Below are 16612 nucleotides of genomic sequence, written 5' to 3'. Positions count from 1 at the left end.
CACGCGTCAGCATCGGTGGAACGTGTTCTAGTCGTCAAGGGTCGGGCGGCGGTCCAGACCAGCGCGCAGGAATCTGCGGCGAAGATGTCCTCCCTGACGTCCCGGCTCCGTCACCCTGGTGAGGACGACGCCTCGTCGTCCCGGGAACCGAGGAGCCACCATGCCCCTGTACGCCGCCGTCATCTACACCTCCGACCTCGACTGGACCGCCCCGGAGAACGCCGAGGAGATGGTCGAGTACGGCGCCTTCAGCCAGGCCGCCGCCTCGATCATCCGCGGCGGGGCCGCCCTCTTCCCGACCGCGACCGCCACCACCGTGCGCGTCAGCGGCGGCAAGGGCGGCGACGTCCTCACCACCGACGGCCCCTACGCCGAGACCAAGGAGGTGCTCACCGGCTTCTTCCTGCTCGAGTGCGCCGACCTCGACGAGGCCATCGCCGCCGCCGCGCAGATCCCGGCCGCCTGGAACGGCGCGGTCGAGGTCCGCCCGGTCATCCCCATGGGATGAGCGACCCGTGACCGACGCCGTGACCGGCCCTCCCGCACCGGCGGACGCCCTGGCGTCCGTGGTGCGGGAGGCGGGTCGCGACGTGCTCGCGACCCTCACCCGCCAGATCGGCGACCTGGCCCTGGCCGAGGACGCCGTGCAGGACGCCGTCGAGCGCGCCCTGCTCACCTGGCCCCGCGACGGCGTGCCGGAGAGCCCCGTCGCGTGGCTGCGCGTCGTCGCCCGGCGTCGCGCGCTGGACCGGCTCCGCGCCGAGCAGAGCCGGGCCCGTCGCGAGGAGCGTGCCGTGCAGCAGGACCCCGACGCCCGCGAGGGCTGGGAGGAGCCCGAGGCGGAGCCGGACGCCGGCGTGCTCCACGACGACCTCCTGCGGCTGCTCTTCACCTGCTGCCACCCCTCCCTCTCCCCCGCCAGCCGCGTGGCCCTGAGCCTGCGCACGCTGTGCGGGCTGAGCGAGGAGGAGATCGCGCGGGCCCTGCTGGCCCAGCCCGACGCCGTCGCCCGTCGGCTCGTGCGCGCCCGCCAGAAGATCAAGCAGGCGCGGATCCCCTACCGGGTGCCGGCCGACCACGAGCTGCCCGAGCGCTGGAGCGCCGTGCTGGCCACGACCTACCTGCTCTTCAACGAGGGCTACGCGGCGTCCGGCGGGGAGGAGCTCGCGCGCGGCGAGCTGTGCCGTCAGGCCCTGCGCCTGGGCCGGCTCCTGCACGAGCTCGAGCCCGGCGACGTCGGGGCGATCGGCCTGCTGGCCCTCATGCTGCTGCAGCACTCCCGCGGGGCCGCGCGCGTCGACGAGGCCGGCCGTCCCGTGCTGCTGGGCGAGCAGGACCGCTCCCGCTGGGACGCCGCCGCCATCGGCGAGGCCGTCCCGCTGATCGGCGAGGGCCTGCGTCGCGCCGGCGAGCGTCCCCACCCCTATCTGGTGCAGGCCGCCATCGCCGCCTGCCACGCCCTGGCCCCGAGCCTCGCCGAGACCGACTGGGGCGCGGTGGTCTCCTGGTACGACGTGCTGCTGGCCGTCGACCCCGGACCGGTGGTCGCCCTCAACCGCGCGGTCGCGCTCGGCGAACGCGACGGGCCGGCGGCCGGGCTGGCCGCCGTCGAGGCCGTCGACGGCCTGGAGGGCTACGCCTACTGGCATGCCGCCCGCGCGGTGCTGCTGCGCCGGGTGGGCCGCGAGGAGGAGGCGGTGCTCGCCGAGCAGCGCGCCGCGGCGCTCCCGCTCAACGAGGCGACGCGCCGGCTGGTGCTGGACGGATAGGGCTCAAGCGCCGCGGGCGGCCGCGACGGCCTCCTCGAGGCCCTTCGCCGCGAGCCGGTCGGCGCGCTCGTTGCCCTCGTCGCCGGCATGGCCCTTGACCCACAGCCACTCGACCTCGTGGCGGGCGGCCTCGGCCACCAGCGCACGCCAGAGGTCCTCGTTCTTCACCGGCTGCTTGGCCGAGGTGCGCCAGCCGTTGCGCTGCCAGGTGGTGACCCACGACGTGACGCCGTTGCGCACGTAGGTGCTGTCGGTGTGGACGCGCACCGTGACCGACCGCTTGAGGGCCTGCAGCGCCATGATCGGCGCGGTGAGCTCCATGCGGTTGTTCGTGGTGGTCTCGGCGTCGCCGCCGCACAGCTCCAGCTCGTGCGGGCCCTGACGCAGCAGGGCGCCCCAGCCGCCCGGACCCGGGTTGGGCACGCAGGCGCCGTCGGTCCAGATCTCGACGACGTCGTCGGTCACTCGACGACGACCTCCACGCGCTGGAACTCCTTGACGTCGGTGTAGCCGGTGGTGGCCATGGAGCGCTTGAGCGCGCCGATGAGGTTCATCGTGCCGTCGGCGACGCGGGAGGGGCCGAAGAGGATCTCCTCCATCGAGCCGACCGTGCCGAACTCCACCCGGGTGCCGCGGGGCAGCTCGGGGTGGTGGGCCTCGGTGCCCCAGTGGAAGCCGCGGCCCGGAGCGTCGGTGGCGCGCGCGAACGGCGAGCCGACCATGACGGCGTCGGCGCCGCAGGCGATGGCCTTGGCGATGTCGCCGGAGCGACCGATCGAGCCGTCGGCGATGACGTGGACGTAGCGGCCGCCGGACTCGTCGAGGTAGTCGCGGCGCGCGGCGGCGACGTCGGCCACCGCGCTGGCCATCGGGACGGCGATGCCGAGCACGGTGCGGGTGGTGTGGGCCGCACCGCCGCCGAATCCGACGAGCACGCCGGCCGCGCCGGTGCGCATCAGGTGCAGCGCCGCCTGGTGGGTGGCGCAGCCGCCGACGATGACCGGCACGTCGAGCTCGTAGATGAACTCCTTGAGGTTGAGCGGCTCGGCCTGCCCCGAGACGTGCTCGGCGGAGACGGTGGTGCCGCGGATGACGAACATGTCGACGCCGGCGTCGACGACGGTCTTGGCGAACTCCTTGGTGCGCTGCGGGGAGAGCGACCCGGCGACGGTGACGCCGGCGTCGCGGATCTCGCGCAGCCGCTCGGCGATCAGCCCGGCCTTGACCGGCTCGGCGTAGATCTCCTGCATGCGGGCGGTGGCCTGCGCGCCCTCGAGGCGGGAGACCTCCTCGAGGAGGCTGGCGGGGTCCTCGTAGCGGGTCCACAGGCCCTCGAGGTTCAGCACGCCCAGACCGCCGAGGCGGCCGAGGGTGATCGCGGACTCCGGCGACATCACGGAGTCCATCGGCGCGGCCATGACGGGCAGGTCGAAGCGGTAGGCGTCGATCTGCCAGTGGGTGCTGACCTCCTCGGGGTCGCGCGTGCGCCGGGAGGGCACGATCGCGATGTCGTCGAAGGAGTAGGCACGCCGTGCGCGCTTGGCCCGGCCGATCTCGATCTCGGTCACCGGGGAACTCTATCGAGAGAATGCGCCGAGGCAGGCAACCCCGGCGAGGGGCTGGACGGTCGAAGGGAGCATGGACACCATGACCGACGAGGAGTCGATCGCGCTCTCGGGTGCGCGACCACGCGACCGCGTGGACTTCGACGGCTTCGTCGCCAGCCGCTCGAGCGCCCTGCTCCGCCTGGCCTACCTCCTCACCCGGGACCACGCCCTCGCCGAGGACCTCCTCCAGACCGCGCTCACCAAGAGCTGGTTCGCCTGGGGACGCATCGACGGCGAGCCCGAGCCCTACGTGCGCAAGGTGCTCGTCAACACCTACTCCTCGTGGTGGCGACGCAGGTGGAACGGGGAGGTGTCCCACGACGAGCTGCCCGAGCCGGCGCCCGGCGCGGACGCCTACGCCGGCTCCGACGAGCGTCACGACCTCTGGGCCGCGATGGGACGCCTCCCGCGCCGCCAGCGGGCGGTGATCGTGCTGCGGTTCGTCGAGGACCTCAGCGAGCGCGACACCGCCGAGCTCCTGGGCATCTCCCCCGGCACCGTCAAGAGCCAGACCTCCAAGGCGCTGGCCCGTCTCCGCATCGACCCGGCCCTCGTGGCCGGCGCCGACCCCGCCCGACCCGCCGCCCGACCCGCCGCCCGACCCGAGGAGGACGCACGATGAGCAGCCTCGACGACCTGCGCCGCACCCTGACCGACCAGGCCGACGCCGTCACCGACGACGCCCTGCCCCTGCGCGCCGCCGCGGTGCACGGCCGGGTGCGTCGCGTGCGCCGCCAGCGCCGCGCCGGCGCCGTCGCCGCCCTCGCCCTCGTCGTCGGCGCCGGGCTGGGCGTGCGGGCCCTCGTGGACCCGCCCGACGCCGTGCAGCCCGCCAAGACCGTCGTCGGTCTCGACGTGCCGAGCCGGGTGGACCTCTACGGATTCCCCTACTCCCTGGAGGACACGGCCGCCTTCGTCGACGGAGCCGCCGCGCTGCCGCGACAGCGCGGAGATCGAGCCGTGATGCTGGTCGGCGATGACCTCGGCACCGGGGTCGCGACCCTGGTCGTCGACGCCGCGGACGACGGCACCGGCGGCGAGGCCGTCGCGCGGGTCGACGCCGCGCACCCTCGGGCGATGCCGTTCTGGGTCGGCTCGGAGGCCGACCGCCTGCACGTGCGGCTGCAGGGGACCCCGACGGGCGCCCGCGCCGGGATCGCGGTCTACGCGGCCACCGGCGGGCTGGCCCCCGGCCTCGCCGCGCCTGACGGCTCGGCCGTGCTGCGCGACACCGTCGGGGACGCACGCCTGGTGAGCGGCGCCTGGGACGACTCCCGGGGTCTCTCGCCGAGCGTCTCCGTCGCCCCGGAGCAGGTCGACGCCGGGGGCGGGATGCTCGTGCGGGTCTACTGCCGAGCGGAGGGCTCGGACCTGCACCTGCACGTGCGTGACGGCGAGGGCGGCGAGTTCCTCAGCAGAGCGTGCGACGACTCCGGCGTCGAGCCGTCCTTCTCCTACGGCCAGGCCGCTCCGGGCCGCGCCGTGCGCCTCGAGGCCTACGTGACCCGGGGAGAGAAGGGCCCGCGCGTCACCGACCAGAGCGGCGCCATGATCGGACTGGCCGTCTACGCCGCCGGTCCGACGACGCCCGGGCCTCTGGGCTCCGACCTGCCACGCGTGCTCGAGGACGCCGGGCGCACCTGGCGGCTGTCCTCGGTCCGCGAGGACTCCTCGACGGAGTTCACGGTGCGCACCGGGGCGCCGGTGACCGGGGACCGCCTGCTCGTCCAGATCAGCGGGCGTGGCGAGTACCGCACCGAGTGGCGTGGACCGCGCACCTACGGGACCTCGAGCACGATGGGCTCGAACACGGCCGGGCCGGGACGTGCCACCGCCGGCGTGCTGCTCGGCGGCGAGACCTACCAGGTCCGCACCATCGAGGGCGTCGAGGGCGACTCCTCCTACGTCAGGTCGCGGGCTCCGCAGGCGGGCGTGGCGATCTACGTGCCCGCCGACTGACCGGCGCCGACCCGAGACCTCGCGCAACGAATCGCCGCGACCGGGCGTCCTCTCTCGTGGAGGGCGCCCGGTCCTCCGTCTCCCCCACTCTCGGAGCACGTCATGCACCTGCGCGTCCGCCTCGCCCGGAACCTCTCCCGCCACGTCCTGCTCGCGGCGGTCGTCACCGCACTCGCGGTCGCCCTCGCCACGCTCCTGGGCGACGCGCCCTCGCTCGCCGACCGCGCCGCGCGCACCGCTCCGGCCACGACCCACGTCTCGGTGATGCGTCCGGTCACCCACGCCGGCGAGGCCGCCCCCGGATGGACGGTGGTGCGGGAGTCCGGCAGCGTCACCTGCGACGGCGCCGCCCCCTCGGCCACCGCCGACGGCATCTCCTCGTGCTACCCGACGGCGGTCGGCGTCCGCGCCTGCTTCCTCTCCGACCACCACACGGTGCTGTGCGTGCGCGACCTCGCCGGCCACCGGCTGGCCCGGATCCGCTACGCCGGCGAGTACCCCGACGTCACCCGCCCGGCGCAGCCGCAGCCGCTGCGCCTGACCCTCGGCGACGGCGCCGTGTGCCTGCAGCGGGTCGGCGGCGCGTGGGGCGCTCCGCGTCAGCACCCCGACTGGGTCGGCTACGCCAGCTGCAGCAAGGACGGCTCGATCTACGGCCCCGGCGACCTCGCCGGCGGCATCGACCGCTCCACGCCGGTGTGGCGGGTGCAGACCTGGGACGGCCGCTCGACGATCAGCCGCCACTCGGTGGGCAGCGCGGTGCTGGTCGGCTACGCCCGGGAGTCGTGAGCCTGCGCCGGCTGCCGGCTCAGAAGCCGGTGTAGTTCGGGGCCTCGACGGTCATCTGGACGCCGTGCGGGTGGCTCTCCTTGAGCGAGGCCGAGGTGATCCGCACGAAGCGGCCCTTCTCCTGCAGCTCGCCCACGGTGCGGGCGCCGACGTAGAACATCGTCTGGGAGAGGCCGCCGATGAGCTGGTGGGCCACCGCGGACAGCGCGCCGCGGTAGGCCACCTGGCCCTCGACGCCCTCGGGCACGATCATGTCGTCGCTGGTGACCTCGGCCTGGAAGTAGCGGTCCTTGGAGTAGGACTTCTTGCCACGGCTGCTCATGGCGCCCAACGAGCCCATGCCCCGGTAGGACTTGTACTGCTTGCCGTTGACGAAGACGAGCTCGCCGGGCGACTCCTCGCAGCCGGCCAGCAGCGAGCCGAGCATGACGGCGTCGGCGCCGGCCACGATGGCCTTGCCGATCTCGCCGGAGTGCTTCATGCCGCCGTCGGCGATGAGCGGGACGCCGGCCGGCCTGGTGGCCAGCGAGGCCTCGTAGACCGCGGTGATCTGCGGGACGCCGACGCCGGTGACGACGCGGGTGGTGCAGATCGAGCCGGGGCCGACGCCGACCTTGACCGCGTCCGCGCCGGCGTCGACGAACGCCTGGGCGCCCTCGCGGGTGGCGACGTTGCCGCCGATGACCTGCACGTGGCGGGTGGCGGGGTCGGACTTCAGCCGCTGCACCATGTCGAGGAGCATCCGCACGTTGCCGTGGGCGGTGTCGGCGACGAGCACGTCGACGCCGGCGTCGACCAGCGTGGTGGCGCGCTGCCAGGCGTCGCCGAAGTAGCCGATGGCCGCGCCGACGAGCAGGCGACCCTGGGAGTCGTAGGACGCCTTGGGGAACTGCTCGCCCTTGACGAAGTCCTTGACCGTGATGAGCCCGGTGAGGCGGCCCTGCTCGTCGATGAGCGGCAGCCGCTCGCGCTTGTGGGCGCGCAGCAGGGTGGTGGCCTCCTCGCGGCTGATGCCGGACGGGCCGGTGATCAGCGGCATCGAGGTCATGACCTCGTCGACCTTCGTGGTGGCCCACTCCGCGACGGGGGTGAACCGCAGGTCGCGGTTGGTGATGATGCCGATGAGGTGGTTCTCGACGTCGACCACCGGGAGTCCGGAGACGCGGTACTCGCCGCAGATGCGGTCGAGCTCCTCGAGGGTGGCGTCGGGGCCGATGGTGACCGGGTTGGTGATGATGCCGGTCTGGGTGCGCTTGACGAGGTCGACCTGGTAGGCCTGGTCCTCGATCGAGAGGTTGCGGTGGAGCACGCCGAGGCCGCCCTGGCGCGCCATGGCGATGGCCATGCGCGACTCGGTGACGGTGTCCATGGCGGCGCTGACCAGCGGCACCTTGAGCGTGATCTCGCGGGTCAGCCGCGAGGAGGTGTCGATGTCGGCCGGCGCGAGGTCGGAATGACCCGGCAGCAGCAGCACGTCGTCGTAGGTGAGGCCCAGCGCAGCGAACTTCTCGGGGATCTCCACCACCGCATCCTATCGGCGCGAGGCCCGTGGACCCCAGCCAGCCCGGGCGTGGGACCGGCCACGGCACCGACCGCTAGACCAACGGCTTGAGCTCGCGCACCGGCACGCGGACGGTGAGCTGGTCGGCGGCCATCCGGATCCGGCCGCGCATGCCCGCGGCCAGCACCATCGGCAGGACCGCCTGGTTGTCGGCGCGGGTGGTGAGCAGGATCTCCTCCGCGCCGAGCCCGGCGGCCAGACGGGCGGCGTCCATGAGCAGGCGGGTGCCGATGCCGCGGCGCTGCCAGGCGGGGTCGACGCGCAGCGTCACCGGGCGCACGCCGGGCTCCTCCCCGGCCGGCTCGACGGTGGCCAGGGCCACCACGACGCCGTCGAACACCGCCGAGACCGACGGTCCGTCGACGACGTGCTCGGGCACCACGCCCGTGCCCATCCGACGTCCGGTCGGAGTGGCCACGACCGTGGCCGCGCTGACGCCGGCGGCGGCGGTGCGCTGCAGGACGTCGGAGACGAGGTCGGCCATCGCGGCGCCGCGGGCGCGCTCGGTGTCGGTGAACGGCGTCGAACGGCGCACCTGCACCTGCACGTCGCCGACCGTCATCTCGAGGAGGTCCTGGGGCGCGCCCTCCCCCGGCGAGGGCTCGGACTCGGCGTCGAAGAGCCGCGCGACGACCTCGGGGAAGGAGGCCGGCTGCGCGATGATCGCGCGGGCCGCCTGCACGTAGCGCGTCGGCTGGTCGAGCAGGGCGCCCTCGTCGGAGGGCTGGGCGACGACGCAGGCCCAGCCGGAGCCCTCGACGAGCCCGCGGATGCGCTCCTGGTCCCAGTCGTCCGGGGTGGCCATGACGACCTCGTCGGTCACCGCGTCCGCGCCGGGGAAGATCTGCAGCCCGGCGATGTCGACGCCGGCCTCGGCGCAGCGCTGGGCCAGGGCCGCGAGCGCGCCGGGCCGGTCGGGAAGGGTGGTCCGCACGCGCCAGAGCATGGGCTCACGGTCGCCGCGCGGTGTTGCGCGTCGTGGTCGGCGGTGTTTCGCCGGTGCTAACAGATCCGGCTCGGGGGCCGGGTCATCTCCGGGTCAGCTCCGGGTCAGCTCCGGGTCAGCTCCGGATCAGAGCCGGTCGGCGAGGCGGCGGGCCGCGATCTGCAGGACGTCCCAGGTGGTGGCGAAGGGCGGGGCGTAGGAGAGGTCCATGCCGGCGAGGTCGTCGACGGTGGCGCCCATCCACAGCGCGACGGCCGCGGCGTCGATGCGCTTGGCCGCTCCGTCGCCGCCGGCGATCTGGACGCCGAGGAGGCGGCGGGTGACGGCGTCGGCGAGCACCCAGACGGCGGCCGGCTGCGCGTCGGGGAGGTAGCCGCTGATGGTGGTGCCCTCGGTGAGCAGCGACGCCGGCGTGAACCCGGCCTCGCGGGCCTCGGCCTCGCCCAGCCCGGTGCGCGAGACCTCCAGGTGGTGCTCGCCGACGGCGAAGCGGGTGATCGCGGTGCCGAGCGCGCCGCCGAAGCGGGCGGTCCCGCCGTCGGCGGCCGGGACGACGTTCGTGCCGACCACGCGACCCTGCTTGTTGGCGTGGGTGCCCAGCGGCAGGAAGACCCGCCGCCCGAGGAGCCGGTGGGCGACGGTGGAGCAGTCGCCGGCGGTCCACACGTGGGGCGCGAGACGGCCGGTGTCGTCGGGCTCCCACGCGTCCGAGGCGCCGCGCGGGAGGGTGCCGCCGACGACCTCGAGGTCGGTGCGCGGGACGACGCCGGCGGCCAGGACCACCAGGTCGACCTCGGTGCGGGCGCGCGCGGAGGCGATGGCCCGCACGGCGCCGGCGCCGTCGACCTCGAGGGACTCCACGCGGCTGCCCTCGACGACCTCGACCCCGGCGTCCTCGAGGGTGGTGCGCATGCGCTCGCGCACCGGCTCCTCGAAGCCCGGCATCAGCTCCTCGGCGGCGTGCACGGTGACCTGGCAGCCGCGACGCAGCAGCGCCTCGGCCATCTCGACGCCGATGTACCCGGCGCCGACCACGGCCGCACGCGGCGGTCGACCGTCGGCGAGCGCGGCGTCGAGGAGATGACGCCAGCGGGCGCCGTCGTCGAGGGTCTTCAGGGGCAGGACGCCCGGCACGAGCGCGCCGTCGGCGGCGCGCGCCCACGCGGGGACGCGGGGCTCGGCGCCGGTGGCCAGCACCAGCTCGTCGTAGGGCAGCTCGCTCTCGACGCCGGCCGCGTCGCGGGCACGCACCACCCGGCGCTCGAGGTCGACGCCGACGCCGGTGACGCCGGTGCGCAGGTCGATGCCGGCCGCGCGATGGGCCTCGGGGTCGCGGGCGACGAGGTCGTCGCCGGACCCGACGTCGCCGGCCACCCAGTAGGGCAGGCCGCAGGCGGAGTAGGAGGTGTGCTGCGTGCTCTCGAGGGCGACGATCTCGACGCCGACCTCGCGCGCCCTCGCCGTGCGGAGCAGCTGGTGGGCGGCGCTCATGCCGGCGGCGTCGGCCCCGATCACGACGACGCGGACAGGGTCTCCCGAGGCGCTCATGACCTCACGCTAGCCAGCGGTCGTCGCGACCAGCCCATCCGGGCGGGGACGGCCGACGCCCCCGCCCCGGCGGACCGGGACGGGGGCGTCAGGTGGAGCAGGTCGATCAGCGACCGATCAGCGGGAGATCAGTGGCCGTGACCGTGGCCGTGACCGGCCGCGGCGGGCTCCTCCTCCTCGGGCTTGTCCACCACCAGGGTCTCGGTGGTGAGCAGCATCGCCGCGATGGAGGTGGCGTTGATCAGCGCCGACCGGGTGACCTTGACGGGGTCGAGGACGCCCTGGGCGACGAGGTCGCCGTACTCGCCGGTGGCGGCGTTGTAGCCCTGGCCGACGCCGAGCTCGCGCACCTTGGAGGTGACGACGTAGCCGTTCTCGCCGCCGTTCTCGGCGATCCAGCGCAGCGGCTCGTCGGCGGACTTGCGCACGATGCGCACGCCGGCAGCCTCGTCACCGGTGAGGCCGAGCTCGTCCTCGAGCACGGAGACCGCGTGGATGAGCGCGGAGCCGCCGCCGGGGACGATGCCCTCCTCGATCGCGGCGCGCGTCGCGGAGACGGCGTCCTCGATGCGGTGCTTCTTTTCCTTCAGCTCCACCTCGGTGGCGGCGCCGACCTTGATGACGCAGACGCCGCCGGCCAGCTTGGCCAGGCGCTCCTGCAGCTTCTCGCGGTCCCAGTCGGAGTCGGTGGACTCGATCTCGGCCTTGATCTGGGCGACGCGGCCCTCGACGGCGGCGGGGTCGCCCGCGCCCTCGACGATGGTGGTGTCGTCCTTGGTGATCACGACGCGGCGGGCCTGGCCCAGCACCTCGAGGCCGACCTGGTCGAGCTTGAGGCCGACCTCGGGGGCGACGACGGTGCCGCCGGTGAGGGTCGCGATGTCCTGCATCATCGCCTTGCGGCGGTCGCCGAAGGCGGGGCTCTTCACCGCGACGGCGTTGAAGGTGCCGCGGATCTTGTTGACGACCAGCGTCGAGAGCGCCTCGCCGTCGACGTCCTCGGCGAGGATGAACAGCGGCTTGCCGGACTGGATGACCTTCTCCAGCAGCGGGAGCAGCTCGGCGACGGCCGAGATCTTCCCCTGGTGCAGCAGGATGTAGGGGTCGTCGAGGACGGCCTCCATCCGCTCGGGGTCGGTCACGAAGTACTGGCTGAGGTAGCCCTTGTCGAACTGCATGCCCTCGGTGAAGTCGAGCTCGGTGCCCATGGTGTTGGACTCCTCGACGGTGATGACGCCGTCCTTGCCGACCTTGTCGAACGCCTGCGAGAGCAGCGAGCCGATGTGGGCGTCGCGGCTGGAGATCGTGGCGACGGACGCCATGTCCTCGACCGAGTCGACCTCGCGGGCGGCGGAGCGCAGGGCCTCGCCGACGGCGGCGGCCGCGGCGTCCATGCCTCGCTTGAGACCCATCGGGTTGGCGCCGGCCGCGACGGCGCGCAGGCCCTCGTGGACCATCGCCTGGGCGAGCACGGTGGCGGTGGTGGTGCCGTCGCCGGCGACGTCGTTGGTCTTGGTGGCGACCTCCTTGGTGAGCTGCGCACCGAGGTTCTCGAAGGGGTCGTCGAGCTCGATCTCACGGGCGACGGTGACGCCGTCGTTGGTGATGGTCGGCGCGCCCCACTTCTTGTCGAGGACGACGTAGCGGCCCTTGGGGCCGAGGGTGACCTTGACGGCGTTCGCGAGCGCGTCGACGCCGCGCTCGAGCGCGCGCCGCGCGTTCTCGTCGAACTCCAGGATCTTGGGCATCTGGCTTCTCTCCTAGCTGGGAACGGGTGCGCCCGGGCCGCGTGGTCGCGGCCCGGGCGGAGACCGGCGGATCGAGCCGGCGGGGCCGGCTCGATCACGGGGTCAGGTCAGGAGACCACCGCGAGGACGTCGCGGGCGGACAGGATGAGGTACTCCTGGCCGGCGTACTTGACCTCGGTGCCGCCGTACTTGGAGTAGATGACCTTGTCGCCGAGGGCGACGTCGAGCGGCACGCGGTTGCCGTTGTCGTCGATGCGACCCGGACCCAGGGCGACGACCTCGCCCTCCTGCGGCTTCTCCTTGGCGGTGTCCGGGATGACCAGGCCGGACGCCGTGGTCTGCTCGGCCTCGAGAGGCTTGACGACGATGCGGTCCTCGAGCGGCTTGATGTTGACCGACACTTAGATCGACCTCTGCTTTCGCGATGTCAGTGAGTGGTGGAACGACGTCTGGTGCCTGCTGAGTGCCGGGACGCCGTCGCGGGGGTCGCACCGGATCGGCAGGCGCTGGCACACTCACGGGGAGAGTGCCAGTCAGAAACTAGCACTCACCCCCACTGAGTGCCAGAGCGCCCCCGATCGGTCGGACCGGCCGGCGCCGCGCAGATGACGACGGGGCGTCTGGGAGGATCCCCGGCGTGGACCTCGACGCCTTCCGCTGGCTGCTCACCGACGACGGCGCCGCCCTGCTCGAGCGCGCGGCCGACCTGGCCGACCAGCCGCCGCTGCGCGTCCAGACCGAGCTGCGGCGTCACGCCGACCCCGCGCACGTCGCCGCCGCGCTGACCCAGCTCGAGCTCCGCGGCCGCGCCGAGGCGAAGTTCGGCGAGCGCGCCGCCCGGCTCTGGTTCACCCCCGACGGCCTCGAGCAGGCCACGCGTCGCCGCGTCGCCGCGCACCGTGCCGCCCGCCTGCATGCCTTCGAGGCGCGCACCGTCCTCGACCTCGGCTGCGGCATCGGCGGCGACCTCATGGCGACCGCCGAGGCCGGCGTCGTCGCGGCCGGCGTCGACCTCGACCCGCTGCGCGTCGAGGTGGCCCGCGCGAACCTCGCCGCCCTCGGCCTGCCCGGCGCCGTGCAGGTGGCTGACGCGACCGAGATCGACCCCTCGCCCTTCGACGTCGTCTTCGTCGACCCCGCCCGGCGCGGCGCCCGCGGCCGCACCTTCGACCCCGACGACTGGACGCCGCCCTGGTCGCTGGTGCTCGGCCTGCTGCAGCGCGACGCCTGCGCGAAGGTGGCCCCCGGCATCCCCCACGAGCTGGTGCCCGAGGGCGTCGAGGCCGAGTGGGTCAGCGACGCCGGCGAGGTCAAGGAGGCCGCCCTGTGGTCGGGCCGGCTGGCCACGACCGCCCGACGCGCCACCGTCATCGGCGCCCACGGCCTGGCCACGCTCACCGACGAGGACGACCCCGGCGCGCCCGTCCTGCCGCTGGGCCGCTACCTCCACGAGCCCGACGGCGCCGTCATCCGCGCCGGCCTGGTCACCGCCGTGGCCGCGCGCCTGGACGGCGGGCTGCTCGACGAGCACATCGCCTACGTCACCACCGACTCCCCCGAGCCGACGCCGTACTCGCGCGCCTACGAGGTGCTCGAGACGCTCCCCTACCGCGAGAAGCAGCTGCGCGCGGCGCTGCGCGAGCGCGGCGTCGGGCGGCTGACGATCAAGAAGCGCGGCGTCGCGGTGGTGCCCGAGCAGCTGCGTCGCAGCCTCGACCTGCACGGCGACGCCGAGGCCACGATCGTGCTCACGCGGGTCGCCGGCGAGGGCACCTGCCTGCTGGTGCGGCCGCTCTGATCAGACCCCTGGCTGTCCCACAGCCCGGCCACAGCCCGCGGTCGCAGGATCGTCTCGTCAGTCAGCACCACCCCCGGACGGCACCGCCGTCCCGAGACGTCCGAGAGCCCGTCATGACCATCGCGATCCACCGCCGTCCCCCGGCGTCGTCGCCCGCCCAGGAGCCCGTCCACGCGCCCGTGCGGCGCATCCGGGTCCGGCGGCGCCTGGGGCACCGCGCGGTGGTCGTCGAGGTCGACGTGCCCGGGCGAGGCGGAGTCGTCCGGGTGGTGGTGCTGCGCCACGGCGAGGTGCTCGCCGAGCACGCGTGGGACGGCGTCCCCGCCGGACGCCGCGTGCTGCGGGTGCGGCTGCCGCGTGCGGTGCTGGCCGGACCCGCCGTCGTGGCCCTCGACCTGCCCGCGCCCGCGGAGCCGCTCGTCCACCGGCTGTTCCTGCCCGCGCGCTGAGGCGTCCGCCTCCCGCGGGTCAGCGGCTGGTCAGCGGTTCCGGCGCGCGACCTCGCGGGCCAGGATGCCGAGCGTCGCCTTGAGGTGCTGGGCGCTGAGGACCGGGAAGATCGACCGCCACTCCTCGCGCGCCTGCGACCAGTCGTAGACGCTGGTGACGCGTGTGCGCGGCGAGCCGTCCTCGGCGGGCTCGATCGCCTCGAGCCGGTAGCCGTAGGTGTGCCCGATCTGGGGCCGGATGCGACCGAGGATCGTCCAGGCGATGGACCGCTCGGGCTCGAGCTCGGTGATCGTGACGGTGACGTCGTACTCGCCCATCTCGGGGATGTCGCCGAGCGCCTCGCGGTCCATGTGGACGACGAAGGTGTCGCCCACCGCCGTCACGCGCTCCCCCGTCGCCGACTGGAGCATCCCCGAGGAGTCGACGTCGACGTGGCCCTGCGGGTCGGTGAGGACCTCGAACACCTCCGCCGGCGTCGCCGCGATGACGCGGTCGGCCTCGAGACGCTCGGACGCGGACGGCTGCTCGTCGCTCATGCCCTCGACCCTACGCAGACGGGCCGGACGCGTGCGCGTCCGGCCCGTCTGCGTCGTCGGCAGGGCTGATCAGGTCAGGGAGAACGGGACGTCGTCAGGGGTGACTTCCCCTGACAACGTCCGGCTTCCCCGGATATCCGGGGAAGCTGCCCCCCTCAGCCCAGCGCCGCCCTCTCCGCCCCGATCGTGGTGTCCTCACCGTGCCCGGTGTGCACGACGGTGTCGTCAGGGAGCTCCCAGAGCCGCGCGCGGATCGACGCCTCGAGGGTCGGGCGGTCGGAGAAGGAGCGGCCGGTGGCGCCGGGGCCGCCGTGGAAGAGGGTGTCGCCGGTGAAGACGCAGCCCAGGGACGGCGCGTGGAAGCAGATCGCGCCCGGGGCGTGGCCCGGGGTGTGGATCGCGGTGAGCACCGTGGCGCCCTCGCCGGAGCCGACGGTGATCTGCAGGCCGTCGGCGAGGTCGACGTCCCACAGGTGCTGGGAGGTCTCGGCGTCGCCGTGGGTGTACTCCCACAGGGGCCGCTCGTCGGGGTGCAGCAGGATCGGCGCGGTGACGCGCTCGCGCAGCGCGGGGGCGGCGCGGCAGTGGTCGTCGTGGGCGTGCGTGAGCAGGATCGCGGTGACCCGCCGCTCCCCCACCAGCGCCATGATCGCCTCGACGTCGTGCGGGGCGTCGATGACGACGCACTCGTCGTCGTCGCCCACGACCCACAGGTTGTTCTCCACCTGGTGGGTCTCGCCGTCGAGGCTGAAGACACCCGACGCGGTGCCGTGGTCGACTCGGACGGCTCCGGCCATCAGAGCACCACGACCGAGCGCAGCACGTTGCCGTGGTGCATCTTCTCGAAGGCGGCCTCGACGTCGCCCAGCGCGATCTCCTCGGTGACGAACGCGTCGAGGTCGAGCCGGCCCTGGCGGTAGAGGTCGACGAGCATCGGGAAGTCCCGGCTGGGCAGGCAGTCGCCGTACCAGCTGGACTTCAGGGATCCGCCGCGGCCGAAGACGTCGATGAGCGGGATCTCGGGGATCGTCATGTCGGGCGTGGGGACGCCGACCAGGACGACGGTGCCGGCGAGGTCGCGGGCGTAGAAGGCCTGCTTCCAGGTCTCGGGGCGACCCACGGCGTCGATGACGACGTCGGCGCCGTTGCCGCCGGTGAGCTCCTGGATGGCGGCGACCGGGTCCGTCTTCGAGGAGTCGACGGTGTGGGTGGCGCCCAGCGACCTCGCCTTCTCGAGCTTCTGGGGGTCGATGTCGACGGCGATGATCGTGCCGGCGCCGGCCAGCGCGGAGCCGGCGATGGCGGCCACGCCGACGCCGCCGCAGCCGATGACGGCCACGGACCTCCCTCGGGTGACGCCGCCGGTGTTGATGGCCGCGCCGAGGCCGGCCATGACGCCGCAGCCGAGCAGGCCGACGGCGGCCGGGCGGGCGTCGGGGTCGACCTTGGTGCACTGGCCCGCGGCGACGAGGGTCTTCTCGGCGAAGGCGCCGATGCCGAGCGCCGGGGACAGCTCGGTGCCGTCCTCGAGCGTCATGCGCTGGGTGGCGTTGTGGGTGGCGAAGCAGTACTGCGGCTCGCCGCGGTTGCAGGCGCGACAGTCGCCGCACACCGCGCGCCAGTTGAGGACGACGAAGTCGCCGGGGGCCACGGTGGTGACGTCGGGGCCGACCGACTCCACGATGCCGGCGGCCTCGTGGCCGAGCAGGAACGGGAAGTCGTCGTTGATGCCGCCCTCGCGGTAGTGCAGGTCGGTGTGGCAGACCCCGCACGCCTGGATGCGGACGACGGCCTCGGCCGGACCGGGGTCGGGGATGTTGATCGTGACCATCTCGACGGGCTCGCCCTTCGCGCGCGCCACGATCGCCTGGACCTGCTGCATGGATCCTCCTGGGAAGCGT

Annotated in this window: 17 protein-coding genes; 7 read left to right on the top strand and 10 right to left on the bottom strand. The window is 74.1% G+C overall.

What is annotated here, in order from left to right:
• Positions 1-160 precede the first annotated feature (160 nt).
• Positions 161-508 (top strand): YciI family protein, encoded by a 348-nt coding sequence (locus tag ACZDWJ_RS08965; RefSeq protein ID WP_463520598.1) that lies wholly within the window; start codon positions 161-163, stop codon positions 506-508.
• A gap of 7 nt (positions 509-515) precedes the next feature.
• Positions 516-1769 carry an RNA polymerase sigma factor gene (locus tag ACZDWJ_RS08960; RefSeq protein ID WP_463520597.1) on the top strand — a complete coding sequence of 418 codons (1254 nt, stop codon included), beginning with the start codon at positions 516-518 and terminating at the stop codon, positions 1767-1769.
• A gap of 3 nt (positions 1770-1772) precedes the next feature.
• Here ACZDWJ_RS08960 and rnhA read toward each other — a convergent pair whose 3' ends face one another.
• Positions 1773-2234 (bottom strand): ribonuclease HI, encoded by a 462-nt coding sequence (gene rnhA, locus ACZDWJ_RS08955; protein ID WP_463520596.1) that lies wholly within the window; start codon positions 2232-2234, stop codon positions 1773-1775.
• The gene (locus tag ACZDWJ_RS08950) at positions 2231-3337 is read right to left on the bottom strand and encodes a GuaB3 family IMP dehydrogenase-related protein (RefSeq protein ID WP_463520595.1); all 1107 of its coding nucleotides are present in this window, start codon (positions 3335-3337) and stop codon (positions 2231-2233) included. Before ACZDWJ_RS08950 ends, rnhA begins: the two co-directional genes overlap by 4 nt.
• Positions 3338-3407: 70 nt before the next feature.
• Between ACZDWJ_RS08950 and ACZDWJ_RS08945 the strand changes: the two genes are divergently transcribed.
• From ACZDWJ_RS08945 to ACZDWJ_RS08935, 3 genes are all read left to right on the top strand, one after another.
• Complete coding sequence (locus ACZDWJ_RS08945) at positions 3408-3998, top strand: SigE family RNA polymerase sigma factor (RefSeq protein ID WP_463520594.1); 591 nt, start codon at positions 3408-3410, stop codon at positions 3996-3998.
• Positions 3995-5335, top strand: coding sequence for a hypothetical protein (locus ACZDWJ_RS08940; protein ID WP_463520593.1), 1341 nt, complete (start codon positions 3995-3997; stop codon positions 5333-5335). Before ACZDWJ_RS08945 ends, ACZDWJ_RS08940 begins: the two co-directional genes overlap by 4 nt.
• Positions 5336-5437: 102 nt before the next feature.
• Positions 5438-6124 (top strand): hypothetical protein, encoded by a 687-nt coding sequence (locus ACZDWJ_RS08935; protein ID WP_463520592.1) that lies wholly within the window; start codon positions 5438-5440, stop codon positions 6122-6124.
• Between the two features lie 19 nt (positions 6125-6143).
• Here the strand turns inward: ACZDWJ_RS08935 and guaB are convergent, their stop codons facing one another.
• The 5 genes from guaB to groES form a co-directional block, all read right to left on the bottom strand.
• A complete protein-coding gene (gene guaB / locus ACZDWJ_RS08930) occupies positions 6144-7646 on the bottom strand; it encodes an IMP dehydrogenase (RefSeq protein WP_463520591.1) in 1503 nt (500 codons plus the stop codon).
• 73 nt (positions 7647-7719) lie between these two features.
• Positions 7720-8619 carry a GNAT family N-acetyltransferase gene (locus ACZDWJ_RS08925; protein ID WP_463520590.1) on the bottom strand — a complete coding sequence of 300 codons (900 nt, stop codon included), beginning with the start codon at positions 8617-8619 and terminating at the stop codon, positions 7720-7722.
• A gap of 138 nt (positions 8620-8757) precedes the next feature.
• Positions 8758-10179: an FAD-dependent oxidoreductase gene (locus tag ACZDWJ_RS08920; protein ID WP_463520589.1), complete on the bottom strand. Its 1422-nt coding sequence runs from the start codon at positions 10177-10179 to the stop codon at positions 8758-8760.
• Positions 10180-10307: 128 nt separating this feature from the next.
• Positions 10308-11927 (bottom strand): chaperonin GroEL, encoded by a 1620-nt coding sequence (gene groL, locus ACZDWJ_RS08915; protein WP_463520588.1) that lies wholly within the window; start codon positions 11925-11927, stop codon positions 10308-10310.
• Between the two features lie 107 nt (positions 11928-12034).
• Entirely contained in the window at positions 12035-12328 is a 294-nt protein-coding gene (groES, locus tag ACZDWJ_RS08910) for a co-chaperone GroES (protein ID WP_463520587.1), read from the bottom strand.
• 236 nt (positions 12329-12564) lie between these two features.
• Here groES and ACZDWJ_RS08905 point away from each other — a divergent pair, with 236 nt between their 5' ends.
• Together ACZDWJ_RS08905 and ACZDWJ_RS08900 are read left to right on the top strand one after the other, a co-directional pair.
• Positions 12565-13725, top strand: a complete 1161-nt coding sequence (locus ACZDWJ_RS08905) for a class I SAM-dependent methyltransferase (RefSeq protein ID WP_463520586.1) — start codon at positions 12565-12567, stop codon at positions 13723-13725.
• 113 nt (positions 13726-13838) lie between these two features.
• Positions 13839-14174 (top strand): hypothetical protein, encoded by a 336-nt coding sequence (locus tag ACZDWJ_RS08900; protein WP_463520585.1) that lies wholly within the window; start codon positions 13839-13841, stop codon positions 14172-14174.
• 30 nt (positions 14175-14204) lie between these two features.
• Here ACZDWJ_RS08900 and ACZDWJ_RS08895 read toward each other — a convergent pair whose 3' ends face one another.
• The 3 genes from ACZDWJ_RS08895 to ACZDWJ_RS08885 all read right to left on the bottom strand — a co-directional run bounded on the left by ACZDWJ_RS08895 (position 14205) and on the right by ACZDWJ_RS08885 (position 16593).
• Positions 14205-14711, bottom strand: coding sequence for an SRPBCC family protein (locus tag ACZDWJ_RS08895; protein ID WP_463520584.1), 507 nt, complete (start codon positions 14709-14711; stop codon positions 14205-14207).
• Between the two features lie 155 nt (positions 14712-14866).
• On the bottom strand, positions 14867-15508 hold the full coding sequence (locus tag ACZDWJ_RS08890; protein WP_463520583.1) for an MBL fold metallo-hydrolase: 642 nt from the start codon (positions 15506-15508) through the stop codon (positions 14867-14869).
• A complete protein-coding gene (locus ACZDWJ_RS08885; protein WP_463520582.1) occupies positions 15508-16593 on the bottom strand; it encodes an S-(hydroxymethyl)mycothiol dehydrogenase in 1086 nt (361 codons plus the stop codon). The genes ACZDWJ_RS08890 and ACZDWJ_RS08885 overlap by 1 nt, the downstream gene beginning before the upstream one ends.
• Between the last annotated feature and the right edge of the window lie 19 nt (positions 16594-16612).

The organism is Nocardioides sp. B129/18 (assembly GCF_055282735.1).
Note: the sequence above shows the minus strand (reverse complement) of the source record. Positions and strands in the feature narration are given on the sequence as shown.